General features: G+C 66.2%; 24 protein-coding genes. 9 read left to right on the top strand and 15 right to left on the bottom strand.

Annotation, left to right across the window (positions count from 1 at the left end; translation table 11 throughout):
- Positions 1-19: 19 nt before the first annotated feature.
- Complete coding sequence (locus OG716_RS36440; protein WP_405134816.1) at positions 20-211, bottom strand: hypothetical protein; 192 nt, start codon at positions 209-211, stop codon at positions 20-22.
- Between OG716_RS36440 and OG716_RS36435 the strand changes: the two genes are divergently transcribed.
- Positions 210-509 carry a TetR/AcrR family transcriptional regulator C-terminal domain-containing protein gene (locus tag OG716_RS36435; protein ID WP_405134815.1) on the top strand — a complete coding sequence of 100 codons (300 nt, stop codon included), beginning with the start codon at positions 210-212 and terminating at the stop codon, positions 507-509. The genes OG716_RS36440 and OG716_RS36435 overlap by 2 nt on opposite strands.
- 23 nt (positions 510-532) lie before the next feature.
- On the opposite strand, the gene OG716_RS36430 is transcribed toward OG716_RS36435, so the two are convergent.
- From OG716_RS36430 to mca, 3 genes are read right to left on the bottom strand one after another with little or no spacing between them, the layout of a single operon-like run.
- Positions 533-1,432: an alpha/beta hydrolase gene (locus tag OG716_RS36430; RefSeq protein ID WP_405134814.1), complete on the bottom strand. Its 900-nt coding sequence runs from the start codon at positions 1,430-1,432 to the stop codon at positions 533-535.
- Between the two features lie 52 nt (positions 1,433-1,484).
- Positions 1,485-1,751, bottom strand: coding sequence for a hypothetical protein (locus OG716_RS36425; protein WP_327146721.1), 267 nt, complete (start codon positions 1,749-1,751; stop codon positions 1,485-1,487).
- Positions 1,751-2,644, bottom strand: coding sequence for a mycothiol conjugate amidase Mca (gene mca / locus OG716_RS36420; protein WP_405140165.1), 894 nt, complete (start codon positions 2,642-2,644; stop codon positions 1,751-1,753). The genes OG716_RS36425 and mca overlap by 1 nt, the downstream gene beginning before the upstream one ends.
- Before the next feature lie 230 nt (positions 2,645-2,874).
- On the opposite strand from mca, the gene OG716_RS36415 reads away from it, so the two are divergent.
- Together OG716_RS36415 and greA are read left to right on the top strand one after the other, a co-directional pair.
- A complete protein-coding gene (locus OG716_RS36415) occupies positions 2,875-3,291 on the top strand; it encodes a DUF4307 domain-containing protein (RefSeq protein ID WP_405134813.1) in 417 nt (138 codons plus the stop codon).
- Positions 3,292-3,540: 249 nt separating this feature from the next.
- Positions 3,541-4,035: a transcription elongation factor GreA gene (gene greA, locus OG716_RS36410; protein WP_327142046.1), complete on the top strand. Its 495-nt coding sequence runs from the start codon at positions 3,541-3,543 to the stop codon at positions 4,033-4,035.
- A 205-nt stretch (positions 4,036-4,240) separates the two neighbouring features.
- Here greA and OG716_RS36405 read toward each other — a convergent pair whose 3' ends face one another.
- Positions 4,241-5,386, bottom strand: a complete 1,146-nt coding sequence (locus OG716_RS36405; protein WP_405134812.1) for a cystathionine gamma-synthase — start codon at positions 5,384-5,386, stop codon at positions 4,241-4,243.
- A gap of 102 nt (positions 5,387-5,488) precedes the next feature.
- On the opposite strand from OG716_RS36405, the gene OG716_RS36400 reads away from it, so the two are divergent.
- Positions 5,489-6,664 carry an acyl-CoA dehydrogenase family protein gene (locus OG716_RS36400; protein WP_405134811.1) on the top strand — a complete coding sequence of 392 codons (1,176 nt, stop codon included), beginning with the start codon at positions 5,489-5,491 and terminating at the stop codon, positions 6,662-6,664.
- Positions 6,665-6,733: 69 nt separating this feature from the next.
- Positions 6,734-7,078 (top strand): DUF6401 family natural product biosynthesis protein, encoded by a 345-nt coding sequence (locus OG716_RS36395; RefSeq protein ID WP_355119339.1) that lies wholly within the window; start codon positions 6,734-6,736, stop codon positions 7,076-7,078.
- A 70-nt stretch (positions 7,079-7,148) separates the two neighbouring features.
- Here OG716_RS36395 and OG716_RS36390 read toward each other — a convergent pair whose 3' ends face one another.
- From OG716_RS36390 to OG716_RS36375, 4 genes are all read right to left on the bottom strand, one after another.
- Positions 7,149-8,111 carry a mechanosensitive ion channel family protein gene (locus OG716_RS36390; protein ID WP_405134810.1) on the bottom strand — a complete coding sequence of 321 codons (963 nt, stop codon included), beginning with the start codon at positions 8,109-8,111 and terminating at the stop codon, positions 7,149-7,151.
- Between the two features lie 208 nt (positions 8,112-8,319).
- Complete coding sequence (locus OG716_RS36385) at positions 8,320-8,907, bottom strand: transglycosylase SLT domain-containing protein (protein WP_355119343.1); 588 nt, start codon at positions 8,905-8,907, stop codon at positions 8,320-8,322.
- 589 nt (positions 8,908-9,496) lie between these two features.
- Entirely contained in the window at positions 9,497-10,621 is a 1,125-nt protein-coding gene (locus tag OG716_RS36380; protein ID WP_405134809.1) for an AbrB family transcriptional regulator, read from the bottom strand.
- A 427-nt stretch (positions 10,622-11,048) separates the two neighbouring features.
- Entirely contained in the window at positions 11,049-12,434 is a 1,386-nt protein-coding gene (locus OG716_RS36375; protein ID WP_355119347.1) for a cystathionine beta-synthase, read from the bottom strand.
- An 81-nt stretch (positions 12,435-12,515) separates the two neighbouring features.
- On the opposite strand from OG716_RS36375, the gene OG716_RS36370 reads away from it, so the two are divergent.
- The 4 genes from OG716_RS36370 (at position 12,516) to OG716_RS36355 (ending at position 14,951) form a co-directional block, all read left to right on the top strand.
- On the top strand, positions 12,516-12,977 hold the full coding sequence (locus tag OG716_RS36370; RefSeq protein ID WP_405134808.1) for a hypothetical protein: 462 nt from the start codon (positions 12,516-12,518) through the stop codon (positions 12,975-12,977).
- A 172-nt stretch (positions 12,978-13,149) separates the two neighbouring features.
- On the top strand, positions 13,150-14,364 hold the full coding sequence (locus OG716_RS36365) for an acetyl-CoA C-acetyltransferase (protein ID WP_405134807.1): 1,215 nt from the start codon (positions 13,150-13,152) through the stop codon (positions 14,362-14,364).
- 249 nt (positions 14,365-14,613) lie between these two features.
- A complete protein-coding gene (locus OG716_RS36360) occupies positions 14,614-14,748 on the top strand; it encodes a DUF1330 domain-containing protein (protein WP_405134806.1) in 135 nt (44 codons plus the stop codon).
- Positions 14,745-14,951, top strand: coding sequence for a DUF1330 domain-containing protein (locus OG716_RS36355; RefSeq protein ID WP_405134805.1), 207 nt, complete (start codon positions 14,745-14,747; stop codon positions 14,949-14,951). Before OG716_RS36360 ends, OG716_RS36355 begins: the two co-directional genes overlap by 4 nt.
- 183 nt (positions 14,952-15,134) lie before the next feature.
- Here the strand turns inward: OG716_RS36355 and OG716_RS36350 are convergent, their stop codons facing one another.
- From OG716_RS36350 to OG716_RS36325, 6 genes are all read right to left on the bottom strand, one after another.
- Positions 15,135-16,004, bottom strand: coding sequence for a Bax inhibitor-1/YccA family protein (locus tag OG716_RS36350; protein WP_355119353.1), 870 nt, complete (start codon positions 16,002-16,004; stop codon positions 15,135-15,137).
- A gap of 191 nt (positions 16,005-16,195) precedes the next feature.
- Positions 16,196-17,122: an LLM class F420-dependent oxidoreductase gene (locus tag OG716_RS36345; protein WP_405140163.1), complete on the bottom strand. Its 927-nt coding sequence runs from the start codon at positions 17,120-17,122 to the stop codon at positions 16,196-16,198.
- 33 nt (positions 17,123-17,155) lie between these two features.
- Positions 17,156-18,322 (bottom strand): class I SAM-dependent methyltransferase, encoded by a 1,167-nt coding sequence (locus OG716_RS36340; RefSeq protein WP_405134804.1) that lies wholly within the window; start codon positions 18,320-18,322, stop codon positions 17,156-17,158.
- A gap of 142 nt (positions 18,323-18,464) precedes the next feature.
- Positions 18,465-18,641 (bottom strand): hypothetical protein, encoded by a 177-nt coding sequence (locus OG716_RS36335; protein ID WP_405134803.1) that lies wholly within the window; start codon positions 18,639-18,641, stop codon positions 18,465-18,467.
- 239 nt (positions 18,642-18,880) lie between these two features.
- On the bottom strand, positions 18,881-20,557 hold the full coding sequence (locus OG716_RS36330; protein WP_405134802.1) for a DUF885 domain-containing protein: 1,677 nt from the start codon (positions 20,555-20,557) through the stop codon (positions 18,881-18,883).
- Positions 20,558-20,745: 188 nt separating this feature from the next.
- The gene (locus tag OG716_RS36325) at positions 20,746-21,663 is read right to left on the bottom strand and encodes a ribonuclease Z (protein ID WP_355119361.1); all 918 of its coding nucleotides are present in this window, start codon (positions 21,661-21,663) and stop codon (positions 20,746-20,748) included.
- Positions 21,664-21,734: the final 71 nt, after the last annotated feature.

The raw sequence follows: 21,734 nt of genomic DNA, 5'->3' as shown, positions 1-21,734 counted from the left end.
GCAGACGGCCGACTCCCCATCACCGACCCGATCTCGTCGGCAATCTGATCGAGACCCAGTTCGGCGGCCGGCAGATATTCGAGGTCAAGGTCGAGGCGACCACCTCCCAACTGGCGATCAGCCCCGGAGGCATCACCCTCCAGCGGATCTTCGGCAGATAGTGGTAGAGCGTCATGGCCTCGACGCCCAGTTCCGCGCCGAGTTTGCGCATGGACAGACCGGCGACGCCTTCGCGATCAGCCAGGGTCAGGGCAGGGTTTCCCGTCGGCCGCGCGCTGAGCGCACTGAACGCGCTCACACTGTTCGTCATCGCGCACGCGACCGCGGAGGTCGATATCTCACCGGTCAATGCCGCCGAGGCGCCCGGTTCGGGCGAGTACGCGGAACTCGACCCTGCGGAATTCCCGCTGCTGGTGCAGGCCGCCCGCACCGCGCAGGGCACGGATGACGGCGCCCGCTTCGATTTCGCCGTCGAAGCGCTCATCACCGGCTACGCGGCCACGCTGTAATCGGTTCACGCTGCCATAGATTGTCAGCCCAGCCGCTGCCGGAAGAACGCGCCGATGTCATCGGTGGCCGCCCGCGCCTCCGGGGCATCACCCACGATCGGATAGACGTGCGGCAGCCCGGCGCGGACCTGCAGCGTCACCTCGACACCCGCCGCGACCGCCGCGTCCGCGAAACGCTCTGCGTCACTGAGCAACAGCTCGGCCGAACTGGCCTGAATCAGCAGTGGCGGCAGGCCGTCGAGCTTGCCGAACAGCGGTGAGACCAGCGGGGCGCGCGGATCGGCCGCTCCCACATAGGCGGCGAACGCGCCGCGCAGCATATCCGGGGTGAAAATCACGTCCACACCGTCGTTTTCGGTGACGGAATCACCGGAGACGGTCATATCGAGCACCGGTGAAAGCAGGGCGACGGCCACCGGCAGCTGCTCACCCGTGTCGCGCAGTGCGATGAGCAGCGCGGCGGCCAGCGTCCCGCCCGCCGAATCACCCGCCAGCACAATGGAATCCGCCGCAATACCCTGCTCCTCGCGCAGCCACTTCCAGACCGCCCGCACATCGTCGAGAGCGGCCGGATACGGATATTCGGGCGCGAGCCGGTACTCCGGGAACAGCACCCGCAATCCCGCGGCCCGTCCCACTCGCGCCACGAGTTCACCATGGCTGCGCAGCGAGCCGAGCGAGAAACCGCCACCGTGCACGAACAGCAGCACCCGGTTCGGATCCGCCTCCGGCGTGTCGACCCAGTACGCCGGTACCCCGCCGGCCGAAACCTCGCTCACCGCAGCGTCTTCGGGCAGCTGGTACGACTTACCCGCGGGCAGGAAATTCGCCCGGACCTGATCCAACGACGGCGGCTGCGCGGGGCGGTTCGCCCGGCGCAGCCGGAACTGCTCGATGACATCCTGCATTTCGCGACTGGGCATGCCGTCCGAAACCTCGGTCCGGGCAGGTTTGTTCCGAGCCGCGCGCACTACCTCAGCTGGAGGCCGACTCCGGCTTCGCGGTTTCGCTCTCCGGCTTCACAACTCCGGGCTCGGTGCCCTCGTCGGCCTGCTGATCCGGCTCCGGATGCTCCGGAGAGAAGGAGGCGGGCAGGTTCTTCAGGTGCTTGTTCATGCTGCGCACGAGCAGCACGGTGCCGGCCAGCAGCACCAGCACGATGACCAGGCCCAGTGGTGACGCCTTGCCGAACTCCGGCCCGGTGGGCGTGTTGTTCTGGGCCTGGGCGAGCAGGGCGAGCATCATCGGTTGTCATCCTCGGCGTCGTCTTCGGTGTCGGCGTCGTCGATCCCGGCGAACAGGTCGGTCTCCGGGATGGCGGTGCGCACCCGGGTCTTCGCCAGTTCGAATTCCTCTGTGGGCCACAGCTTCTGCTGCAGCTCGGTCGGAATCGCGAAGAAGGCGCCGTTGGGGTCTATCTGGGTGGCGTGCGCGCGCAGCGCTTCGTCACGCTGCGGGAAGTACTTGCCGCAATCCACCTGGGTGGTCACGCGGCTCATGATGTCGCCGCGGGCGGCGGCATAGCCGCGCATGCGGTCCATCCACTCCTGCATGGGGAACGGTTCGCCCATGCGCTCGTACTCGTCGGCGAACACCTCCATGCGGGCGAGGGTGAAACCGTGGTCGTAGTACAGCTTCAGCGGTGTCCACGGTTCGCCCGCATCCGGGAACCGCTCCGGATCCCCGGCCGCCTCGTAGGCCTCGACGGAAACCTTGTGGCACATGATGTGATCCGGGTGCGGGTAGCCACCCTGCTCGTCGTAGGTGGTGATGACATGCGGCTTGAATTCGCGCACCACGCGCACCAGCGCCTCGGTGGCCTCCTCGAGCGGCACCAGCGCGAAGCAGCCCTCGGGCAGCGGCGGCAGCGGATCCCCTTCCGGCAGACCGGAATCCACGAAACCGAGCCAGAGCTGCCGGACACCGAGCGCCGCGGCGGCCGCGGCCATTTCCTGGCGGCGCACCTCGGCGATATTGTCTTTGATGCCGGGCGTATCCATGGCGGGGTTGAGAATGTCGCCGCGTTCGCCACCGGTCAGGGTGACAACGAGCACCTCATTGCCCTCGGCCGCGTAGCGGGCGGTGGTTGCCGCACCCTTGCTGGATTCGTCGTCGGGGTGTGCGTGTACCGCCATGAGGCGAAGACCACTCACTTCTCGTTCACCTCACCGATCACTGTTTCACCTCATCGCTCTCCGCCAGGTCCAGGCAGGGGTGTCCGATCTCTATTCCCTATAGTTCCATCCGACCAACGTTTGTTCCGACCTACCCCCCGGGAGCGTCCCGTCATGAGCGAGCGCAGCGAGCGAATCATGGATACAGCGCGCAGCGCGCATGCCCGAGCCGAGCGCAGCGAGGGGCGGGCATGAGCGAAAGACCGGCCGACCGGTATGGGTCACCCCATCGCAAGACACCCCGGTGGCTGCCTCTCGTTCTGGGCGCGGTGGTCGTGCTGGCCGGACTCGGCATCGCGTACGTCGGCTACAAGCAATACGGACCGAAAGACATCGAGCCCGATCGCATCGGATACACGGTCGTCGATGATCACACGGTCGACGTGGATTTCAAGCTGACCCGCAAGGATCCGGGCAAAGCGGTCGTTTGTTTCGTCCGCGCCATGTCCGCCGACAGCGATGAGGTCGGCCGCCGCGAGGTGCTCATCCCGCCCTCCGGCAGTGGCACCGTCCGGCTCACGACTACCATCAAGACGACGGCCCGCGCCGGCGCAGGCAATGTGTACGGCTGCAGCGACCAGGTGCCGGCATATCTCCGCGTCGGGTGAAAAGTCCGGAACGCAACCCGCTTTGATGCCTCTACCTGCATCTTTGCGAATCGTGCTAAAATAACGCAACACACGGTTCCGGGGTTCGGAGCCGTGTTTGCTGCATTGACGGCCGGCGCTGTCGGGAACCTCCCCCAGGATGGCTCTGGCTGTCCGCTGTTGTCATGCCCACCCACCGGTGGGTAGCGGCGACGGATTTTTCAGGGAATCCCGGCTTGCGCCGGGGACAACTACTAGGGAGTGATCGAGATGACTGAGACGAACGTGACCTGGCTGACCCCGGAGTCGCACGAGAGGCTCACGAGCGAACTCGGCGTGCTCATTGCCAACCGTCCCGTCATCGCGGCCGAAATCAACGAGCGCCGTGAAGAGGGTGACCTCAAGGAGAACGGCGGGTACCACGCGGCTCGTGAGGAGCAGGGCCAGCAGGAGGCGCGCATTCGCCAGCTGCAGGAACTCCTCAACAATGCCAAGGTGGGCGTGGCGCCGACCAAGTCCGGTGTGGCGCTGCCGGGTTCCGTCGTCAAGGTCTATTACAACGGCGACGAGAGCGATACCGAAACGTTCCTGATCGCCACCCGCGAAGAGGGTCTGAGCCAGGACGGTCTGGAGACCTACTCGCCCGCCTCCCCGCTGGGCGGCTCCCTCATCAACGCCAAGGTCGGCGATACCCGCGAGTACACCTTGCCCAACGGCAAGACCATGAAGGTCACGCTGGTGACAGCAGAGCCCTACCACAGCTAACCCGCCTCCCCGAACCTTCAGCGCACGGCTGAGAGCCGTCGCCGGTTGGGAACGCGTGGTAGCGGTCGAGAGGGACACCGATTTTGGGGGTACCCGCGGAGTTACCCCGAACGTACGAAATCAGTTGTCACGCTCCATAAAACAAGCGAAGCGCCGCACCGGATTCCGGTGCGGCGCTTCGTTTTTACTACATGGCCCCCGCGGTTCAGGCCAGAGCTTCCTCGATGTCCGCCAGGAGATCGCTGATGTCTTCGATGCCTACCGAGAGGCGGACGAGGTCGGCGGGGACCTCGAGGGCGGAGCCCTCGGTGGAGGCGTGGGTCATGGCGCCGGGGTGCTCGATGAGCGATTCCACGCCGCCGAGGGATTCGGCCAGGGTGAAGATCTTGGTGCGGGAGCAGAAATCGAGGGCGGCATCCTTGCCACCGTGCACGCGGACCGAGATCATGCCGCCGAAGCGGCGCATCTGCTTCTGCGCAACGGTGTGACCCGGGTGCTCGGGCAGGCCGGGGTAGATGACCTGGGCGATCTTCGGGTGGTTGGACAGGAATTCGGCGAGGGTCTCGGCATTGTCGCAATGCCGGTCCATGCGCAGCGCGAGCGTCTTGATGCCGCGCAGGGTGAGGAAGGCGTCCATCGGGCCGGGGACCGCGCCGGCGCCGTTCTGCAGGAACGCGAACTTGGCGTCCATTTCCTGATCATCGGTAATGAGCGCACCGCCGACCACATCCGAATGCCCGCCCACGTACTTGGTGGTCGAATGCAGCACGATATCCGCGCCGAGCAGCAGCGGCTGCTGCAGGTACGGGGAAGCGAAGGTGTTGTCCACCACCAGCTTCGCGCCACCGGCGTGCGCGACATGAGCCAGTGCGGAGATATCGCCGATATTCAGCAGCGGGTTGGTCGGGGTCTCGATCCACACCAGCTTGGTGTTCGGGCGCATGGCCGCGGCCACCGCATCCGGATCGGTCACATCGGCCACCGAGTACTCGATGCCCCACTGCGTGAACACCTTGTCGATGAGCCGGAAGGTGCCGCCGTAGGCATCGTTCGGAATGACCAGGTGATCGCCGGGGCGCAGATTGGCGCGCAGCGCACAGTCCGTCGCCGCCATACCCGAGGAGAAGGCCCGGCCGTAGGTGCCGGATTCGAGGGCCGCGAGATTGGCTTCCAGCGCCGTCCGGGTCGGATTACCGGTGCGCGCGTACTCGTAACCGCCGCGCATGCCGCCGACACCGTCCTGGGCGAAAGTCGAACTCGCATAGATCGGCACGTTCACCGCACCGGTCTGAGGGTCCGGGTCGAACCCGGCGTGCACGGCCCGTGTGGAGAAACCCAGCTGATCGCTCATGGCCGTAAGCCTAAGTCGCTGCGAATTCACCCCTGCTTCCGGGCACGCCTGGAGCGGCCCGGGTCTCGTCCGGGACAGGTGCGCCGTCCTAGGCTGGGGCGCATGGTCACCGTAGACGAGCTGTTCGCCATCGACTCCCTGCTCAATGATGAGGAGCGTGCGATCCGCGATACCGTGCGCGCCTTCGCCGCGGAGCGGCTGCGGCCGCATATCGCCGATTGGTTCGAGACGGGCACCTTCCCGGCGCGCGAGCTGGCGCCGGAGCTCGGCAAGCTGGGGCTGCTCGGCATGCACCTGGAGGGATACGGGTGCGCGGGCACCTCCGCGACCGCCTACGGACTGGCCTGCATGGAGCTCGAAGCGGTGGATTCCGGTGTGCGGAGCATGGTTTCGGTGCAGGGATCACTGGCCATGACGGCCATCCACAAGTACGGGTCGGAACAGCAGAAGCAGCAGTGGCTGCCGGGCATGGCCGCCGGACAGCTGCTGGGCTGCTTCGGGCTCACCGAACCGGATTTCGGTTCCAATCCCGGCGGCATGCGCACCCGGGCGCGACGGGACGGCGACGACTGGATTCTCGACGGGTCCAAGATGTGGATCACCAACGGTTCCGTCGCCGATGCCGCGATCATCTGGGCGCAGTCGCGGGAGGGTGAGCGCGATGCCATTCGCGGCTTCGTAGTCCCCACGGACACACCGGGTTTCAGTGCGCGCGAAATGCACCGCAAGCTGTCGCTGCGAGCCTCCGTCACCGCGGAACTGTCGCTGGACGGCGTCCGCCTGCCCGCCGACGCCATACTGCCGGAGGCGCGCGGCCTGGCCGCACCGCTGGGCTGCCTGTCCGAGGCGCGGTTCGGCATTGTCTTCGGCGCGCTCGGCGCGGCACGCGACTGTCTTTCCGCCACTATCGATTACACCCGCACCCGCGAGGTTTTCGACAAGCCGCTCGCCGGCTATCAGCTGACCCAGGCCAAGCTCGCTGATATGGCGTTGGAGCTCGGCAAGGGCCAGCTGCTGGCGCTGCACCTCGGCCGACTCAAGGACCGCAACGAGATTCGCGCCGAACAGATCAGCGCGGGCAAACTCAACAGCACCCGCGAGGCCATAGCCATCGCGCGCGAATGCCGGACCATCCTGGGCGCCAACGGGATCACGCTGGAGTACCCGGTGCTGCGGCACGCCAACAATCTCGAATCGGTACTCACCTACGAGGGCACGGCCGAGGTGCATCAGCTGGTCCTCGGCGAGGCGCTCACCGGAGCCAAAGCCTTCCGCTGAACTAGAGGTCGAGTGCGCTATATCTCACAGCCACTCACGCGGATGCCGGGCGATTGCTAGCATGACCAGGTGTTTTTGCCCGGCTCCGCATTGCTCGTCGTCTCGGCGCGTAAGACTTTGAACCGCCTGCAGCGCACGCACGGAGCCCCGGCCCTCAGCGCCGCACAGGAGTTTCCCGGCGTGGCCGCGGTGGTGGATCAGCACGCCGCCTCCGTGCGCGACATTCTCGAAGTAGGCGTACGGAATTCGAGCATGGTGCCGGTGAGCGTACTGCTGGCCGGCTACGCGCGCGGACTGCTCGAAGACCTGCCCGGGATCGACCTGGAAGCGCCCACCACCCCCGCGGAATGGCAGCAGGCCGACTGGGTGCACCTGCGCCTGGCCGCGGTCTGCTCACTCGCCCGCGCCGCCTGAGCGCACAACAGCAGACAGCGAAAGTCCCGCGTACTCGAGTACGCGGGACTTTTCGGATATTCCGTACGTGTCAGCGCGTTCCCGGCCGATTGCCTCGATCAGACTGTCCGCCCTGTCCCGGCATCTGTCCACGCTGATCCGGCATACCGCCCTGTCCGGGCATCTGCCCACGCTGATCCATACCGCCCTGTCCCGGCATCTGCGCCGAGGCGCCCTGCCCGCCGTAGCCAGCCGGAGAGCCAACGGGTTGCTCGGCCCACTTCCCGACCGGCATCTGCTGGCCCGACTGCGCCGACTGCCGCTGCCGCGCGGCATCCTCACGCCCACGCTGGAACGCCTCGGCATGGCCCCGCACCTCGGGCATCTCGCCTTCGACGGTTTCCAGCCACCCCTCCCAGCGCTGCTGCATGGGCCGGATCAGACCACCGCCGACGCCGACCACCAGCACACCGCCGATGACCGCGAGCACCGTGATGAGAATGGGCATGGTGACCGAGGTAGCCACCCCGATCTGGTTGAGCGCCGCGACAATGCCTACGCCCCAAATGAATACGGCCGCGATGCGGCCCATCATGCGACCGTAGGACAGGCCGCTGAGCATATTCGCGATCATGTCCTTCACCACATTGGCGATCGCGCCCGCAATACAGACGATGATGATGGCGACCGCCAGCCTGGGCAGCCAGCCGACAATCCCGTCGAGCATGGTGCTGATCGGATTCGGCCCGAACACACCGAAACCCAGCTGCAGCGTGACCAGTAATACCGCGTAATACGCCAGCTTGGCGATGATGCCGGTGGCGTCGTAGCTGCTGCGGGACAGCATGTCCTTGATGCCGCCGCGCTCGGCGAGCCGGTCGAAGCCGATCTGATTCAGAATCCGGGTCACCAGCCGGGCGACGATCTTCGCCACGATCCAGCCGATGATGAGAATGGCCAGGAAGCCCGCGAACTTCGGCACGAACGTGGCGACCGAGCTCCACGCGTCCGAGAGGCCCTGTTGGATATCGATAGCCAATATCGAGGTGTTCATGTACCCCGTCCCTTCGCTATCTGCTCCGGCTGCTCCGGCCGGGTGCCGGAACTACTCCATTGGCGGTTATACCCGGAGTTGATCACCGGATTCGCCGGTTTGCGAAATAGTTGCCAAATCAGGTGCCTGGGATTTGCCGGGTGATGGCCGGACAGCCGGAACCCTCCCGGGCAACTGCTCCGGGAGGGTTCTGAGGGATCGGACCGGCTCAGTACGCGCTGTTGACGTTGTCCATCGAGCCGTAGCGGGCGGCGGCGTAGTTGCAGGCGGCCACGATATTGGCGACCGGATCCCACACGTCGGTCGAGGTGCCGCTCACGTGGTACGCGTTGAAGGTGGGATCGATGACCTGCAGCAGGCCCTTGGACGGGATGCCCATGGCCGCATTGGAGTCGTACAGGTTGATCGCCTGCGGGTTGCCACTGGACTCACGCAGCACATTGCGCAGGATGCCCTCATAGCTGCCGGGGATGCCGTGGGCGGACATGATGTCCAGCGCCTGCCGGATCCAGCCGTCCAGGTTGTTCGCGTAGGCCGGTGCGGGCGGCGCGGGCGGCGCAACCGGAGCAGGCGCCGGCATGGGGGCCGGAGCCGGAGCCGCGACCGGAGCCACCTTGGCCGGGGCCGCGGGAAGGGCCGCAGCGGCCGGAGCAGCCGGCACTGTCGCAGCCGCCAGCGTCTCCTTCAGCGCGACCGGGTGCACATCACCGGAGGCAGTGCCCGCGGCGGTGATGATGGAGCCGAAGACTCCGAGCGCAAGAGCGGCGGTGCCGACCGTACGGGCGGCAGCAACCACCTTGCTACGTCTAGCAGGGCAACGCAGAGCAGTCAGGGTATTCATAGGCATGATGGATGTAGATTCCTGTTCGGTTTCTGGGGCTCGCAGGCCTGAAAAAGGCAGCGCTCGACTACGGGACGTCTCTCGACGTCCGGCGTTGCACTGGGGCTGTTTCTGGTTTCTGTTGTGAGACCCGTTACGGGCCAGGGAAATTCAGTGCTTCAGGAGGTCTGCGGAGATCGCGTCGGCCGCTTCGGGCCGCGGTGCCTCATCACACCGCTGTCGTGTTCGCGTTCCGCATCTGTGTCGACATCTCCTCGCACCAACCAGACTTGTGGTCTGTTTCCAACAAGGTCACAGCTTGATTGCGCTCGTTTAACACAGCATGAATCAAACATGAACAGAAGGTGAACCGGCTCGCTTGGAGATCCTTAGACCTGCATCAATACAAGCACTGACCTGGTGATCCAATTGAAACCATTAAGTGTTTCAGATCACAGAACAATTTAGCCCAACTTTTGCGATATACCCGTTTCAGGCCATTTGTCGGCGTTTCGCGATAGCCAGGCGATCATTCAGCAATGCCAGGGCGCCAATCACACTCGCATCACTGGACAACTCGCGTAACGGCAGATCGGGGTGCGCCGAATCGCCGTAAAGCACGCATGAGCAGGGGGAGTGTGAACATCACAAGCAGTAGCCGAATGGTCTGCACACTGGTGATGAGCGGCAGATTCGCATTCATTTTGTCGGCCGTCGCGAGCACCGCATTGATTCCGCCGGGCGTGGTCGCGAGATACAGATCCGACAGCTCCAGATCGACGAAGTGCGCCAATCCCAGCGCCATGACCGCCACCAGACCCGACAGCGCGAGCACCGCGACGGTCATGGCCGGAATCATGCGCGCCATCTCCCGCACCACCTGCCTGGTGAAGCGGGTGCCGACCTCGAACCCGATGAGTACGAACAGCAGATCCTTGAACAGATGCGTGGGCGCATAACCGTGACTGACACCCGCGGCGGTGAGCACCGCGGTCAGCAGCATGGGGCCGAGCAGCGCCGCATTCGGCAGTCCGATACGACGGCCGACCCAAATTCCTATGAGGCACAACATGATTGCCGTCGAGATACCGGCAACCTGATCACCGCGGCCGACGATCATCCAGTACGGCAGTGAGGGATCCGTCACCGAACCGCCGAGAGTCGCTGGGCTGTAGGCGATTCCCTCTTCATCGTCGAGCAGCGCCGCTACCGCGGGCGCGCTCAGCGCCACCAGCGCAACGCGCAGATACTGCATGAAAGCCACGCGGCGCGGATCGGCATCGAGCTCATCGGCAGCGGAGACGACGGCGGCGGAACCACCGGCCAGCATGCCCAGCGTCGCGGTCGGCACATCCACCTTGGCGACCCGCGCGAAGACCAGAGCCACCGCGACGCTGACCAGAATGGTGGCCGCCGTGACCGCCAGCACGGGCAGCAGATCGAGGCCGATCGAGGTCAGCAGCGATACCTGCAGATAACTGCCCATCAGCACGCCCAGCATGGCCTGCACGCCGATACTCACCTGGCGCGGCAGCGGCCGCGGCAGCCGATTGCTCATGGCCAGCACCGCGCCCACCACGATCGCGAGAATCATCTGCGGAGCCGGAAACCCCAGGCGATCCAGCAGCGTCGCACCGCCCAGCACAGCGGCCGACAACGCTACCCAGGTCAGCAACTGTCTCGGGTTCATACTCACCAACCCTGCCCGGCGACAGTAAACAGACAGTAACGGTGCAGCTATCCCCTAGGCCGAGCTTTGTGATTTCCAATGCAGAACCGAATAATCAAGAGCCGCGCCACAAATCACACGCGAGTAATCCGCACGACCGCCACCCGCTCACGACCTCCGAATAGGCGACTCCAGATTTCGCAAGTTCGAGGTAACTCCCCGGGTACCCCCAAAACTGGTGTAGCACCTGACCGCCAGCACGCGAATGGGACCAACGCGGCTCCCACCTGTGTGCCAAAGGTTCGGAGGCGGAACTGATCTCGCAAATTCGGGGTAACTCCCCGGCTACCCCCAAAATCGTCTCGGCACCCAACCGCCGGCACGCGTACACAACAGCACACGGCCCCCTAGCCGTGCGCTGAAGGTCCGGGGAGGCGGGTCAGCGGGGTCAGAGTGCGCCGTCGCTGAGGAAGCCGAGCAGATCGTGGCGGGTGATGACGCCGACCGGCTTACCGTCGTCGACCACCATGAGCGCATCGGTGGACTCGAGCAGCTTGGTCGCCGCCGACACCGGCTCGCCGGAGCCGATCAGCGGGAACGCCGGGCTCATATGCTGCGCCACCGAATCGGTGAGCTTGGCCCGGCCCTCGAAGACCGCCGACAGCAGATCGCGCTCGGTCACACTGCCCGCGACCTCGCCGGCCATGACGGGCGGCTCGGCGCCGACCACCGGCATCTGCGAGACGCCGTACTCGCGCAGGATCTCGATGGCATCGCGCAGCGTTTCCTGCGGGTGCGTGTGGACCAGATCCGGCAGCTCACCGGTCTTGCCGCGCAGCACATCTCCGACGTGCACCTCGGCGGTAGAACCGTCCAGGCGCGAACGCAGGAAGCCGTAGGAGCTCATCCACTGATCGTTGAAGATCTTGGACAGGTAGCCGCGGCCACCGTCCGGGAGCAGTACGACGACAACCGCATCGGGATCGCGCTCGGCGACCTTGAGCGCCGCCACCACGGCCATACCGCAGGAGCCGCCGACCAGCAGGCCCTCCTCGCGCGCCAGGCGGCGGGTCATCTCGAAGGAGTCCGCGTCGGAGACGGCGATGATCTCGTCCGGGATGGCCGGGTCGTAGGCGCTGGGCCAGAAGTCCTCGCCGACACCCTCGACCAGGTACGGGCGGCCGGTGCCGCCGGAGTACACCGAACCCTCCGGATCGGCGCCGATGACCTGGACCTTGCCGCCCGAGATCTCCTTCAGGTAGCGACCGGTGCCGGTGATGGTGCCGCCGGTGCCGACGCCCGCCACGAAGTGCGTGACCTTACCGTCGGTATCGCGCCAGATCTCCGGACCGGTGGTCTCGTAGTGCGATTCCGGACCGCCCGGATTGGAGTACTGATTCGGCTTCCAGGCGCCGTCGATCTCGCGCACCAGGCGATCGGAGACGTTGTAGTAGCTGTCCGGATCCTCCGGTGCGACCGCGGTCGGGCAGACCACGACCTCGGCGCCGTAGGCGCGCAGCACATTCCGCTTGTCCTCGCTGACCTTGTCCGGGCAGACGAAGACGCAGTGGTAGCCGCGCTGCTGGGCGACGAGGGCGAGGCCGACACCCGTATTGCCGGAGGTCGGTTCGACGATGGTGCCGCCCGGCTTCAGCAGCCCGGCCTCTTCGGCGGCGTCGATCATCTTGACCGCGATGCGGTCCTTGGAACTGCCGCCGGGGTTCAGGTACTCGACCTTCGCCGCCACCAGTCCGGAGTTCGGACCCACCACGGAGTTCAACCGAACGAGTGGGGTGTTTCCGATCAGATCCACGACGGAGTCAGCGATGCGCATACCCCTCATCGTTGCAGAAAGGAGATCGGGGCTTTCGCGCACGTAGGCGATCTCACCGTCGCGGGAAATTACCATCGGCGCATGAGGAGCCCGACCTATGTGCGCGCAGCCCTGATGTTCGGATCCCTCGCGGGCGTCACCATGATCGTTTCCGCCCCGCCGGCCCAGGCCCAGACCGTGGAATTTCCGCAGGTGCCGACCATGTTCCGAGACGGACTGTGCGGCGGCAGCATCCGGGTGTGGGCGGACACCAGCCCGGATTGGCCGGGCCGCGCCATCATCAATGTGCGGGCCCAGCCGATCGTCGGATTCGGTCCGGGCGAGTGGAGCTTCGCTCCCCTGTGCGAGAACCTGACCACCGTCGCCTGGCGCAATATGAACACCGGTGCGACAGGCGAATATCGAGTGGTCGTGACCGCGGGCATCTACGGCAGCGTGCAGTACGCGCTGTTCCAGGACACCGGGCCGGGGCACATCGTGGTGACCTCCTACACCGACATGGCCAACATCCCTCAGACCGGCGCCTTCGACGTCCCGCGATAGGCCCCGCCCCTGGTCGTGGCCCGCTGCCGCGAGGCAGCGGGCCACGAGAGCGCCCGCGAGTGAGGGATATTCCACAGTTCAATGACTGGGATACGGGCATACCGGATGTTTGATGCAGGACACACCCGTCGTAGATTCGAAGTGGTTCACCCCCGCACTTAAAGGAGTCCTCATGGCTGAGGCCGTTATCGTTTCGTACGCCCGCTCGCCCATCGGCCGCGCAGGCAAGGGTTCGCTCGTGGGCATGCGACCGGACGACCTCGCGGCTCAGATGGTGCAGGCCGCGCTCGACAAGGTGCCCGCCCTGGCCGCCAGTGATATCGATGATCTGATGCTGGGCTGCGGTCAGCCCGCCGGTGAGTCCGGCTTCAATATGGCTCGCGCCGTGGCCGTACAGCTGGGCTACGACTACCTGCCCGGCGTCACCCTCAACCGCTACTGCTCCTCCTCGCTGCAGACCACCCGGATGGCGCTGCACGCCATCAAGGCGGGCGAGGGCGATGTGTTCATTTCGGCCGGCGTCGAGACGGTTTCGCGCTTCCCGAAGGGCACCGCCGACGGCTGGCCCGACACCCACAACATCACCTTCGCCGAGGCCGAGGCCCGCACCAAGGCCACCGCGGAGTCCAACGCCACCTGGATCGACCCGCGCGAGAACGACATCCTGCCGGACGTCTACATCGCCATGGGCCAGACCGCGGAGAATGTCGCCACCTACACCGGCATCTCCCGTGAGGACCAGGACCACTGGGCCGTGCGTTCGCAGAACCGTGCGGAAGAGGCCATCAAGTCCGGCTTCTTCGAGCGCGAGATCACCCCGGTGACCCTGCCGGACGGCACCATCGTCACCACCGACGACGGCCCGCGCGCCGGCACCACCTACGAGAAGATCTCCTCGCTCAAGCCGGTCTTCCGCCCCGACGGCACCGTCACCGCCGGTAATGCCTGCCCGCTCAATGACGGCGCCGCCGCGCTGGTCATCATGAGCGACACCAAGGCCAAGGCGCTGGGCCTGACCCCGCTGGCCCGCATCGTCTCCACCGGCGTCTCCGGCCTGTCCCCCGAGATCATGGGCCTCGGCCCGATCGAGGCGGTCCGCAAGGCCCTCGGCTACGCCGGTATGACCATCGGCGACCTCGACCTCTACGAGATCAACGAGGCCTTCGCCGTGCAGGTCCTCGGCTCCGCCCGCGAGCTGAACATGGACCACGACAAGCTGAACATCTCCGGTGGCGCCCTCGCCCTCGGCCACCCGTTCGGCATGACCGGCGCCCGCATCACCGCCACCCTGATCAACAACCTCCAGACCCAGGACAAGCAGTTCGGTCTGGAGACCATGTGTGTGGGCGGCGGCCAGGGCATGGCAATGATCATCGAGCGGCTGTAGCCGCCTCCCCGGAACTTTTACGCACGGCTGAGAGCCGTCGACAGTTCCGGACGCGTGCCTGCGGTTAGGTGCGGGAACGACTCTGGGGGTGCCCCAGGAGTTACCCCGACCCGTACGAAATACCGTGAACGGTCCCCACTTCCAGTGTGGGGGCCGTTCTTCGTATTACCCGACAGGTAATCGACTTCGCTCGCGGGAGCGGGAAACATTGTGGGCGCCAAGGTAGTACGCAGTATCGAAGGAGCCCTGATGCCCGGTTACGCCATTGCGCAGCTTTACGACGTGGATCTCAATGCGGAGATTGTGGAGTATCTCGAGCGGATCGACTCGACGCTGGCGCCGTTCGGGGGGAAGTTTCTCGTCCACGGCGGGTGCAGCAGGTGATCGAGGGGCCCGCGAGCGCAGTGGCCATTGTCATCGAATTCCCTGACTACCAGGCGGTTCAGGACTGGCACCAGTCCCCGGCATATCAGGCGATCCTGCCGTTGCGGACCGGAAACTGTTCCAGCATTGCGGTTCTCGCGCAGGACTGCGGGACGGACCATATCGCGACGGATGTATTGCAGGGCGCGGCGCCACAGGGCTGAGGACGATCTCTTCGAGAGCCCACGAAAACGGTCCCCCACTGGAAGTGGGGGACCGTACACGGTATTTCGCTAGTTCGGGGTAACTCCCGGGGCACCCCCAGAATGGTTTCCCCACCCAACCGCACCACGCGCCCGGAACTGCCAACGGCTCTCAGCCGTGCGCGAAAATTCCGGGGAGGCGGGTCAGTCGCGCTGGAAGTAACTGAGCAGGCGCAGGATCTCGATGTACAGCCAGACCAGAGTGACGGTCAGGCCGAATGCCACGCCCCAGGCCGCCTGCGCCGGTGCGTTGGCGCGGATGAGCTGATCGGCCGCGTCGAAGTCCAGCAGGAAGCTGAACGCGGCGACGGCGATGACCACCAGGCTGAAGATGATCGACATGGTGCCGCCGTCACGCAGGCCCAAACCGCCCGGAGTGATGAAGGAGGCGATGATATTGCCGACCATCAGCACCAGGATGCCGATCATGGCGGCGACGATCATGCGGGTGAAGCGCGGGGTGACGCGAATGGCGCCGGTCTTGTAGACGACCAGCATGCCGAAGAACACGCCGAAGGTGCCGAGTACAGCCTGCGCGATCAGCCCGGAGCCGCCGACACCGCCGAACGAGACATTGGTGAACATGAACGACAGCGCGCCGAGGAACAGACCCTCGAAGGCCGCGTAGCTGAGCACCAGCGCCGGATTGTTCTGCTTACGACCGAAACTCGCGATCATGGCGAGCACGAAGCCGACCAGGCCGCCGACGATCACGAACGGTGCGGCCAGCGAGTGGTTGGACGCGGTCAGCGCGTAGGAGATGATCGCGCCGACGGTCACCACACCCAGCGTGATGCCGGTCTTGGTGACGACGTCATCGATGGTCATGGGCCGGGTGAGCGGCACCGCGGGCTGATTGGGCTGCTGGTACCCGTAGGGCGGGTACTGCGGGGGCTGCTGACCGTACTGGGGATTGGGCTGTCCGGCTCCAGCGGGCGCCGAGCCGAAGCCGGCATAGCCGCCGTTCTGCTGGGGCGTCAGGTTCCGGAAAACCGGGTTGGAGGTGGTGCGCAAGGCGCTTCCCTTTCTGGAGTCGCGGCCCACGGTGGTCGTGGCCTCGTTCTAGCGAATCAACGACCCGTGCCGCCGGCAAGTTCCCAAGTGGCACGGATCGGACTAGTCGGACTTTACCTGACCTTTACTGTACGTGCTGTCCCGAAAACATCGAGCGTAGTCCGGGGCCATGACCCGCAGCAGGGTGCGAACTACCCCAGCTGGCTCATGACGCGGTCGGCGATGAGCGCCAGGTGATCCAGATCCCGCAGATCGAGCATCTGCAGGTAGACCCGCGTGGTTCCGGCGACCTCGGCGTAGCGGGCGATCTTCGCGACCACCTCGTCCGGACTGCCGGCCAGACCATTGGCCTTCAGCTCGTCCACCTCCCGGCCGATGGCCGCCGCGCGCCGTGCCACCTCGGCATCGGTGGCGCCGACACAGGCCACCAGCGCATTGGAGAAGGTCAGCTGCTCCGGATCGCGGCCGATGGCCTTGGCGGCCCGGCGAACCCGGTCGAACTGCTCGGCGCAGGTCTCGGGCGACTGGAACGGCACATTGAATTCGTCGGCGTACTGTGCGGCCAGTCGCGGCGTGCGCTTCGCGCCCATACCGCCGATGACCACCGGGATCTTGGCCTGTGCGGGCTTGGGGAGTGCGGGTGAATCGGTGAGCGTGTAGTGCTCGCCGGTGTAGGAGAAGGTTTCTCCGGCCGGGGTGGCCCACAGGCCGGTGATGACGGCCAGCTGCTCCTCGAATCGCGCGAACTTGTCGGCGGGGAACGGAATGCCGTAGGCGGTGTGCTCGGCCTCGAACCAGCCTGCGCCGAAACCGAAGTCGACGCGGCCACCGGACATGGCGTCAACCTGTGCGACCTCGATGGCCAGCACGCCGGGCGGCCGGAAGGTGGCGGCGGTGACCAGGGTGCCGAGGCGGATGCGGCTGGTCTCGCGGGCGAGACCGGCCAGGGTGATCCAGGCGTCGGTCGGCCCGGGCAGCCCGTCCGCATCGCCCATGGCGAGGTAGTGGTCAGAGCGGAAGAAGGCGTCGTAGCCCAGGTCCTCGGTGGCCTTGGCCACGGTGAGCAGGGTGTCGTAACTGGCGCCCTGCTGAGGTTCGGTGAAGATACGAAGATCGATTCGGCCCATGCCTCTATTGTGCTGGTCGGTCTTTCAGCTCGCGTCCCGGTCCACCGCAGGGGTGGTGTGCAGCCCGCGTACCGAGCGGGTGACGGTGAATTTGCGATTGCGGCCCATCACCTCGGTCTTGCCGACCATGCGCTCCATGACCCCACGGTAATTGAGGTGTGAGTTGTAGACGGTCCACAGTTCGCCGCCGGGCCGCAGTACTCGACCGGCCTGCTGGAACATCTTGATGGCGGATCCGGTGTGCACAGCCGCGCCGACATGGAAGGGCGGATTGCACAGCACCAGATCGGCGCTGTTGTCCGGTGTGCTCGACATGGCGTCGTCACGCAGCACGGTGATCCGCTCGGCCACCGCATTGGCTTCGGCGGTGGCGCGGGTGGAGGCGACGGCCGCGGCCGACTGGTCGGTGGCGGTAATGCGGATTCCGGGCCGGGCCTTGGCCAGCGCCACCGCGAGAATGCCTGTGCCGCAACCTAGATCGATGGCGTCGCGGGCATCGGGCTTCATCCGCCTGAGGTAGTCGAGCAGGAAGCGGGTGCCGATATCCAGCCGCGAACCGGAGAACGCGGCGCCGTGGGCGACCACCTCGAGGCCCTGATCGTCGAGCTGGTTGCGCACCGGGAACTGGGGATCTCCAGCGGTTTTCGGTTCGGCGGCCAGCAGGACGCGCGATTTCTGCCGCCCGCGACTGGCCTGGACGGAGCCGAAGGATTCGGCCAGCACGTCATTCATGGCGGGCGTCAGGTACTTGTCCCGGCCGCCCGCGTACACCCGCACCTCGGGGGATGCGTAGCGGGCGATGGCATCGGCGGTTTCCGCCAGTCCGGACAGCGCGCGCGGCAGCCGCCACAGCACCACCCGCACGTCCGCGAGCAGCCGCTCGCCCAGCTCCATGGTGGCGTATCGATCCGACAGTCCGACCAGGCGCGCATTATTGGCCAGGGCGAGTTCGCCGGTGAGCAGATCCTGGTGCACCCGAACGCCGCGCAGGTCGTACGCGGCGATGGCGCCGAGCGTCAGCGCGCCGTAGCCGTCGTCGATCACCGCCACCCGGCCATCCCCCGCTGCGGCAAGGGAATCGGCGGCGACATCCAGTAGCAACCGATCAGCGGCATCGACCGCATACAGGTTCACCGCCTCCACATCCGGATACCGCCGCAATCGGCTCAGCACGTCCTCGACCTCAACCACACCTACAGTGTGCTGGATCATTGCCGACGCGTCCCATCTGGCCCGTGTCTGGCGGATGACAAAGTTTGCTCGACCAGCCAAAACGGACAAACCAAACCGCTCAGTCTTGCAGCCCAGCCGATCGGTTTCGCGGCCCAATCGATCAGTTTCGTGGCATCGTGGCCACCGCCGCGATCATGACCACCGCCATGGCCGCGACGCCGAGGAAGACCAGGCGGATCGCGGGCGAGAGATCCTGCGGGGCTGGATGATCGGTGCGGCCGATGCGGGAATTCACCAGCGCGCCGAAGAGCGCCACACGGGCGGATGCGAGCCGCACCCTGCCAAAGGCGGCTAGGAGCGATCTCAGCGCGAAGCACAACGAGCCGAGATCTGGGCGCAGAGTCGCTCCCAGCACAGCGGGTGACCGTCATCGCCACCATCAGGGCCTGGCGGTAAGCCGGGCTTCGCGGTCAGAGAGTAGCGATGCGGGAGTGCGCGATGCGACGGGCAGAGAGTCGGCCTCTGCCCGCGGAGGCCGCCTGGCGCATGAGGGCCGGGTCAGTGCTCAGCGTGTGGTCAGAGGGTGGCTACGAGGTCTCGGAGGACGGGGAGGCTTACGGAGCCGGAGCCCAGGACCTTGTCGTGGAAGGTTTTGATGTCGAAGGCAGGGCCTAGGCGGTGTTCGGCGGCGGCGCGTTGGCGGCGGATTTCCAGTTGGCCGACCTTGTAGGCGACGGCTTGGCCGGGCATGGCGATGTAGCGGTCCACCTCGGTGCGGATTTCGTCTACGCCGACCGGGGCGTTGGCGATCATGAAGTCGATGGCCTGCTGGCGGGTCCAGCCCTTGGCGTGCAGGCCGGTGTCGACGACCAGGCGGCAGGAGCGCCAGGAGTCGGCGGCCAGCATGCCGATGCGGGTGAGATCGTCTGGGTACAAGCCCATTTCGTCGGCGAGGCGTTCGGTGTAAAGCGCCCAGCCCTCCACGAAGGCGGTATTGGAGAACGACATGCGCTGGAAGCGGGGCAGGTGGTCGAGCTCATTGGCAATGGTGAGCTGCAGGTGATGGCCGGGGATGGCCTCGTGATAGGCGACCGAGGCGGTCTCATACCTATTGCGGCCCTTGGGATCATGCTGGTTGACGAAGTACGCGCCGGGGCGGGAACCGTCGGCGGCGGGCGGGAAGTAGTAGGCCGCGGGCGCATCCGCCGCCAGGAACTCCGGCACGGGGAGAATGTCGCAGGACTCCCGGGGCAGCCGGCCGAACCAGTTCCCCATCTCGGCCTGTGCGGCGGCCAGGCACTGCCGCGCATCGACCATGATCTCCTCGCCGTCGCCGTAGCGCAGCCCGGAGTCCTCGCGCAGCCGGGCGAAGATCTCGCCGAGGTCGGTGAGACCGAAGAGCCGGCCGCCCACCTCGGCGTATTCGGTACGCAGCCCGTCCAATTCGTCGAGCCCGAGCTGATGGATCTCGTCCGCGCCCAGATCGGACAGCGTGGTGTGCTGACGCAGCAGGGTGCGATAGATATTCGCGCCGTCCTCGCCCAGCCAGCACAGCCCGGGCTGCTCATCGGAGCGCGCGGCCGGGAGCAGCTCGTCGGCGAGCACATCCCGGTAGGCACGGAAGGCGGGCCGGATGACATCGCGTGCCACCTCGGCCAGGTCTGCGCGCCAGGCGGTTTCGCCGTCCCAGTTCGGCGGACCGGGGAAGGTGACAAACGGGTCGGCGGCAATATCCGAGGCCAGGTACCCGTCCAGCTGGTTGAGCGAACGCTCGATGGCAATGCGCGCCGGGGTGCGCCCGGCGGCCAGCCCGGCGCGGAAGCGCTGCACGGCCTGGTCCAGGAGCTGACCGAACCGCCGGTAGCGCTGCACCAACCTCAGCGCATTCTCCGGCTCCGGCGCATTGAGCTGCGGAGCCATGGTGAGCAGACTCGCGTGCACGCCGGTCATCTGGTCGGAGGCCAGCTCGATCGGCCGCCATTCCAGATTGGCTGCGGCGGAGGCCAGCTCGGTGCGCAGCAGACTGCGGGTGACCTGGTCCTCGGCGGTCAGCCCCTCGGGATCGAGGGCGTCGACCCGGGTCAGCAACTCCCGCCAGGTACCGAGCAGCCGCTGTTCGGCGGCCTCCGACAGATCCTCGATCCGATCGTCGAATCGCCTGTCCCCCAACAGGGTTGCCTCACTGGGCGCCGCCTCCAGCATGGCGTCCCAGTACCGGTCGGCAAGAGCGATCAGTTCCTCGTGCGCATCCATGCGACCCACTGTATCTTTGGCCTCCGCTTCGCTCCGGCGGGTTCGCGGCCCCCTTTGTCTCGTTCTTCCCTCCCTCCGCTCCTCCGCTGCGCTCCCCCGCTCCACTCAGTCCAGAACGAGACGGGCCACGAACATGAGGTGCATGTTCTGGGGGGTTGAAGGCGAGCGTGCCTGGTAGCTGTATTTGATCAGCGGCGCGGCGGCAGCGGAATCCGCATCAGATCCTCGGCCACCACGATCTCACCGTCGAACTGCGCCCGCGCCTCCGCCAAATGCACATCGAGCGTCCGATATCGCTGCGAGAAATGCGTGAGCACCAGCGTCCGCACCTGTGCGCGCGCAGCCACCGCCCCGGCCTGCCCCGCCGTCAAATGACCGAATTCCGTAGCGAGATGCGTATCGGCATCCACAAAGGTGGCCTCGATGACCAGCATGTCCACCCCCGCGGCCAATTCATGCACACCCGCGCACAGCCGCGTATCCATGACGAATGCGAAGCTCTGCCCCCGCCGCAGCTCACTGACCTCGTCGAGCCGAACGGTCCGCCCGTCGAATTCCACCTCGCCGTCCCGCTGCAATTTCCCGACCACGGGCCCGGAGAGCCCGAACTCCCGCAGCCGCTCCGGAACGATGCGGCGCCCGTCGGGTTCGGTGAGCCGATAGCCGAAGGCCTCCACCGGATGTGACAGCGGCGCCGTATGCAGCGCGAAAGGCGCTGCGGGCCCGGGTAGTTCACCGGCCGCGGTGATCGGGTGCGGCCGCAGGTCACCGGTCTGGTGGTACGAGGTGGAGCTGCACAGCCGCTGGAAATACTGCTCACCGGAAGCCGGGTAGTAGACGTCCACCGGATGCGGCACCTTGTCGAGGCTGATGCGCTGTACAACCCCGGCCAGTCCGAGGCTGTGATCACCGTGGAAGTGGGTGATGCCGATGCGGGTGAGATCGGTGGCCGATACCCCCGCGTAGATCATCTGCCGCTGGGTGCCCTCCCCCGGATCGAAGAGCAGTCCTTCGCCGTCCCAGCGCAATAGATATCCATTGTGGTTGCGCTGTTTGGTCGGTACTTGGCTGGCTGTTCCCAGAATGACCAGTTCGCGCTGTGACACGGCGTCAGACTAACGTCCGGCTCGCCTCTACTCCTGGCAGTGCCGTTCCGGGCGCGCCACCCGAACGCCCC

Source organism: Nocardia sp. NBC_01388 (assembly GCF_045040085.1).
GTDB lineage: Bacteria > Actinomycetota > Actinomycetes > Mycobacteriales > Mycobacteriaceae > Nocardia.
This window is presented reverse-complemented; position numbering and strand designations above follow the sequence as displayed.